The organism is Mycobacteriales bacterium (assembly GCA_036497565.1).
GTDB lineage: Bacteria > Actinomycetota > Actinomycetes > Mycobacteriales > QHCD01 > DASXJE01.
On sequence record DASXJE010000286.1, the window covers coordinates 1 to 5,658 of the forward strand.

Genomic DNA, 5,658 nt, shown 5'->3' on the forward strand with positions numbered 1-5,658 from the left:
AAATGTTTGCTTGTTCGGCGCAGTTGATCTGCTCGCTCGCCCACACCAGCCTCTCGTCCTGGAGGAACCCCGTGGCCGTCGCCGATCCGGCATCGCCGCTACCAGCGGCTTCGCCCCAACCCGACAAGATCGTCCATTCCGACCTGCGCAAGGGTTCGATCGGTCTGGCCGGTGTCCTGATGCAGTCGGTCGCCCAGATCTCGCCGACGCTCGGGATCTTCTACACAATCGCCTTCACCACCGGCCAAGCTGGGCGGGCCGCGCCGCTGACGTACCTGGCGGCATTCGTGGTGTGTCTGGTCATTGCGGTCCCGATGACCGGGCTGGCCCGGCATCTGCCGTCGGCCGGTGGCTTCTACACCTACGTGTCGCACGGCATCGGGCCGCGCTGGGGTTTCCTCACCGGCTGGCTCTACGCGATCATGGTGACGATCGTGCCGGCGGCTCTGGCCGCATTCACCGGTGCCGTCCTGCAGGACGAACTCAGCGCGAAGATCGGTTTCGGCCTGCCGTGGTGGGTGTATGCGCTGGCGATTCTCGTGGTGTGCTTCGCAAGCGCTTACCGGGGCATCGTCATCTCCATCAGGTTCCTGGTGGTGATGTCGTTGTTCGAGATCGCGGTCGGGCTTGGTCTGGCGCTGACCGGCGTGGTGCACCCCGGCCCCGGCGGAGTGAACCTCACCGGTTTCAACCCCGCCAGCATCGGTTCCTCGTCCGGCTTCTTCCTTGCGATCGTGCTCTCGATCTTCGCTTTCACCGGTTTCGAGTCCGCTGCCGCGGTCGGAGAGGAGTCCCGCGATCCCAAGCGCCTCGTTCCGAAGGCCCTCTCCGGCTCGCTGGCGCTCATCGGCCTGTTCTACGTGGTCTGTGCCTGGGGTCTGCAGATCGGGTGGGGTACCGACAACCTCGACGCGCTGGCGAACTCCTCGACCGCGCCGGCGTTCGTGCTCGCCGACCGGTTGTGGAGCGGAGGCTCCGTCGTCGTGCTGATCGCGCTGGTCAACTCCGGACTCGGCGTGTGCATCGCCTGCACCACGAGCTCCACCCGCACGATCTTCGGCATGGCGCGGACCGGCTCGCTGCCCTCGCCACTGGCCAGGGTCAGCACAACCTTCGCAACACCGATCACGGCTGTGTACCTGCAGACCGCTGTCGCTATCGCCATCTGCCTCGCGGTCGGCATCCCGCTGGGCCCGTACAACCTGTTCAACCTGCTCGGAACCACCGGCACGTTCGTCTACATCCCGATCTTCATTCTGATGAACATCGCGGCGTTCAGGTTCTTCCGCACGACCCATCCCGACGAGTTCCGCGTCCTGCCGTTCGTCGTGTGCCCGATCATCTCCACGGTCGCGCTGCTGACCATCGGGTACAACAGCATCGTCCCGTTGCCCGCGGCGCCGGTCGTGTTCGCGCCGGTCATCGCCGCCGCCTACCTCCTTCTCGGTGCCCTGGTCCTGTTCGGCCGTAACCTGCGGCCTGGGCGACGCGGTTGGATGGCAGACGCCGGCGAGCTGCCGGACGTGGCCTGAGCCGTTCGGCGAGGAGAGGAGAACCGGGTGCAAGCCGAGGAACGCCAGCAGACGATCCTGCAGCTGCTCGACGCCCGAGGTCAGATCACGATCGCTGATCTCAGCGACCGGTTCTCCGTCTCGGAGATGACGATCCGCCGGGATCTGGCCCAACTCGAGGGCGAGGGCCTGCTCCGGCGCACGCACGGTGGGGCGGCCCGCACGCGCAGCGGCAGCTTCGAACCGCCGTTCGCGCTGCGCTCCCGGCTCAACCTCGCGGCCAAGAGGGCGATCGCGGGCAGCGTCGCACGTCAGCTGCAGGACGGCCAGACGCTGATCCTCGACGGTGGGAGCACCGGTACCGCCATCGCCGAGGCCCTCGTCGGGCGCAACCTCACCGTGTGCGCCCTCAACATGCGCGTCGCCGACATCCTGGCCTCCTCACCGGAGACCCGGGTCATGATCCCCGGCGGCCTCGTCCGCCACGGCGAGCAGTCTCTCGTGGGTCCCGCCGCCGAACGCACACTGCAGGACCACCGGTTCGACACGTTCGTCATGACCGTCTCGGCGATCGACGTCAGCGCCGGACTCACCGAATGGAACGTCGACGACGCCGCGGTCAAACGAGCCGCGCTCGCCTCGTCCTCCCGGTGCATCGTGGCGTGCGACTCCTCCAAGTTCGGCCAGACCGCGTTCGCCCGGATCGCCGGTCTCGACGCCGCCGATCTGATCGTGACCGACACCGAGCTCGGCAGCGCCCAGCGAGACGCGCTGTCAGTCCTGGGCACCACCCTCCACATCGCCTGACCAGCCCCGGGCGACGACGCTTCCACGCGAGAAGAGCACAGCCATGCCCTCATCACCCCTGCCCGCCGAGGTCGACACGATCGTTGTCGGCGCCGGCACCGGCGGCTCGGCCTTCGCCGGGATGCTGGCCACCCACAGCTCCGACCCGATCCTGCTGCTCGAGGCAGGCCCCGACTACGGCCATTACCTCAGCGGCGCGTGGCCGGACGACGTCCTCGACGCGAAGGCGATCCCGCTGTCCCACGACTGGGACCTCACCACCACGAACGCGAACGGAACCCAGCTGGACCTGCCGAGGGCGAAGATCGTGGGCGGGTGCTCGTCGCACAACGGCTGCACGATCTCCCGCGGCGCCCGGGAGGACTACGACGACTGGGCCCGCCGCGGCAACCCCGGGTGGGAGGCCACCACGGTCGAACCCCTGCTGGACTGGGCCCACGACCGGTTCCGGGTCCGCCGATACCAGATGGCTGAGCTCACCACAGCCCAAGCGGCGTTCGTCGCGGCGGGAGTGCGCACCGGGCTGCCCTTCGCCGACGACCTCGACGACATCGACGCCTCGGTCGGTATCGGCCCGATGCCGGTCAACATCGTCGACGGCACACGCTGGAACGCCGCGTTCGCGTTCCTGGATCCGGTACGAGCCGCGGCGCACCTCACCATCGCCGGTGACGCGCTCGTGCGCCGGGTCCTGCTCGACCGCGCTCAGGTGGTCGGCGTCGAGGTGGAGTGCGCCGACGGCACCACCACAACTGTCCGTGCGCGCCGGGTCGTCATCGCGGGCGGTGCGTACCACTCGCCGACGCTGCTGCAGCGATCAGGCATCGGCCCGGCCGACCAGCTCGCCGCGCTCGGCACCGACCCGGTCATCGACCTGCCCGGTGTGGGGGAGAACCTGCTCGACCACGCCTGCGTGCAGCTCGACTTCCACGGAAAGGACGGCCTGCTCGACGAACTCGCGCGGACGCCGTGGAACCCCGACGAGCAGACCGTGGGCCGCGCCCGCTCCTCCCGCTGCGACGCCGGACCCTACGACATCCACGTCTTCATGGTCGCCGGGGCGAACAGTGGCCATCCGGGGCTGCCACCGATCAGCCTCTACGGCGGGGCGATGCGCGCCCGCTCGGCGGGCCGGGTGATGATCCGCGACGGTCGCCCCGCTACCGCACCACTGGTCGAGCACCGCTACGGCACCGACCCGGACGGGCACGACCGGGCCGTGCTCACCGAGGCCCTCGACCTGCTGCACACGATGACCTCGGAGCCCGACCTCGCCTCGATCATCGGCCGGCCGGCGCACGACGACCGCGACCCGCTCGCCCACATCGCCAGCTACTGCCACCCAGTTGGAACCTGCAGGATGGGCACCGCACCGGACAGCGGAGCCGTCGTCGACGCATCAGGAGCTGTGCACGGTATCGAGGGGCTCTACGTCGCCGACGCGTCGGTCATGCCCTCGATCAGCCGAGGCAACATCAACCTCCCGACGGCGATGATCGGTGCCCGGATCGCGGCCGGCCTACTCGACCTCGCCCCGGCCACCGCCGCGAACGCCGCGGCCGCGACACCATGACCACCTGTCCCGACGAGCGAAATGAGTACCGCACAGTGAGTCCGACCCCCTTCGAGGACGACATCGCCGAGCAGCCGGGAGCGCTGCGTGCCTTCGCACAGTCGACGACCCCGACCGACCTCGCCGCTCTGCTGGGCGGCCGCTACGACCGGATCGTCCTCAGCGGCATGGGCTCGTCGCACTTCGCGGCACTGCCGACCTGGAGACAGCTCGTCGCGGCGGGACTACCGGCGTGGTGGGTCGACACCGGACAACTCCTCGACTCACCTCACCTGATCACACCGTCCACACTCGCCATCATCACCTCCCAGTCAGGAGCCAGCGGTGAGGTGGCCGCACTGATCGACCGGGATCGCCGAACCCAGGCGTCGACGCTGATCAGCGTCACGAATGACCCGAGCAGCCCACTCGGTCTCGGCGGCGACGCGCTGGTGCGGCTGCACAGTGGCGACGAGGCGACCGTCAGCACCAAGAGCTACCTCAACTCCCTCGCCGCCCACCAGCGGATCGCGCAACTGCTCACCGGCGTGCCCGGCCAGGACCCGTGGCACACGGCGAAGGTCGTCGAAGCGCTCAGCCCTGCCCCGGTCCTGGCCGAGATCGCCACGACGTTCGCCACCACCCCGGACGCGCGGATGGTCTTCGTCGGCTTCGGCGACCACGCCGCGACCGCGCTCTACGCCGGCCTGATCACCAAGGAAGCATCGAAGATCCCCGCCGAGGGCTACATCGGCGGACAGTTCAGGCACGGACCCCTCGAGCTCGCCGGACCCGGCCTGACCGCCGTTCTGTTCAGCGGCGGCGGCAGCGATCCCGCACGGCCCTCGCTCCAGCAACTGGGCACCGACCTGCTGCGATCCGGTTCGACCGTGCTGGCCGTCGGCGACCTCGGACTCAGCGGCGCGCACGAGATCTCCACCCCTTCGCCCGGTCTGCTCGACCAGCTCGCCCATGGTGCCGTCGTCGCACAGCGCCTCACCGTCGAACTGGCCAGAGCCAGGAACATCACCCCGGGCTCCTTCCTGTTCGGGAGCAAAATCACCAGCGCGCTATGACTGCGCCGCCCCGCCCGCACGAGGTCGGGCCGGTGACCGTCGGAGTCGACCTCGGCGGCACTGGAACCCGCATCGTCGTCCTGGACGCCGACGGCACCGTCCGCCGCGAGACGAGCAGACCGACCGCGGCGGGGATCTCGCCCACCCGGGCCGCGGCCGAGCTCGCCGACAGCATCGCCGCGGCCGCGGCCGGTTTCGAGCTGCGCGCGGTCGGCATCGGCGCCAGCGGCCCGGTCGACCGGCTCGGAGTCATCCGCAACCCGGACACGCTGGCTGCCTACTCCGACATCCCCATCACCGACATCATCAGCGACCGCCTCGGCATCGGCTGTGTCATCGACAACGACGCCGTCACCGCCGCCATCGGTGAACACAACAACGGGGCCGGTCGCGGGAGCGACGCGCTGCTCGTCGTCACGCTGGGGACCGGCATCGGTGTGGCGCTGCTCTGCCACGGCCATGCCGCCCGAACCGCCGACGGCAGTCACCCCGAAGCCGGACACCTCGCCGTCAACGGCCCATCAGCACCCTGCTACTGCGGGCTCCCGACGTGCTGGGAGCAACTGGCCTCCCGCACCGCGCTCGACCGGCTCACCGACAACAGATCGGCCGAACTGGCCATCAAGGCGCGCACCGGAGATCCAGACGCCGCCGCCGTGTTCGATGTCTACGGCCGACGAGTCGGGACCGGGCTCGGAACCCTGCTCACTCT

5 protein-coding genes are annotated in these 5,658 nt (G+C 69.5%); all 5 read left to right on the plus strand.

What is annotated here, in order from left to right; all coding sequences use genetic code 11:
* On the plus strand, window positions 1-1,532 hold a 1,532-nt coding region (locus tag VGH85_22085; protein ID HEY2176508.1), incomplete at its 5' end, for an APC family permease.
* A 27-nt stretch (window positions 1,533-1,559) separates the two neighbouring features.
* Complete coding sequence (locus VGH85_22090; GenBank protein HEY2176509.1) at window positions 1,560-2,318, plus strand: DeoR/GlpR family DNA-binding transcription regulator; 759 nt, start codon at window positions 1,560-1,562, stop codon at window positions 2,316-2,318.
* A 43-nt stretch (window positions 2,319-2,361) separates the two neighbouring features.
* Window positions 2,362-3,891 (plus strand): GMC family oxidoreductase, encoded by a 1,530-nt coding sequence (locus tag VGH85_22095; protein HEY2176510.1) that lies wholly within the window; start codon window positions 2,362-2,364, stop codon window positions 3,889-3,891.
* Window positions 3,892-3,926: 35 nt separating this feature from the next.
* Complete coding sequence (locus tag VGH85_22100; GenBank protein ID HEY2176511.1) at window positions 3,927-4,946, plus strand: SIS domain-containing protein; 1,020 nt, start codon at window positions 3,927-3,929, stop codon at window positions 4,944-4,946.
* Window positions 4,943-5,658: ROK family protein (locus VGH85_22105; GenBank protein ID HEY2176512.1), on the plus strand; the 716-nt coding region annotated here is incomplete at its 3' end. The genes VGH85_22100 and VGH85_22105, both read left to right, overlap by 4 nt.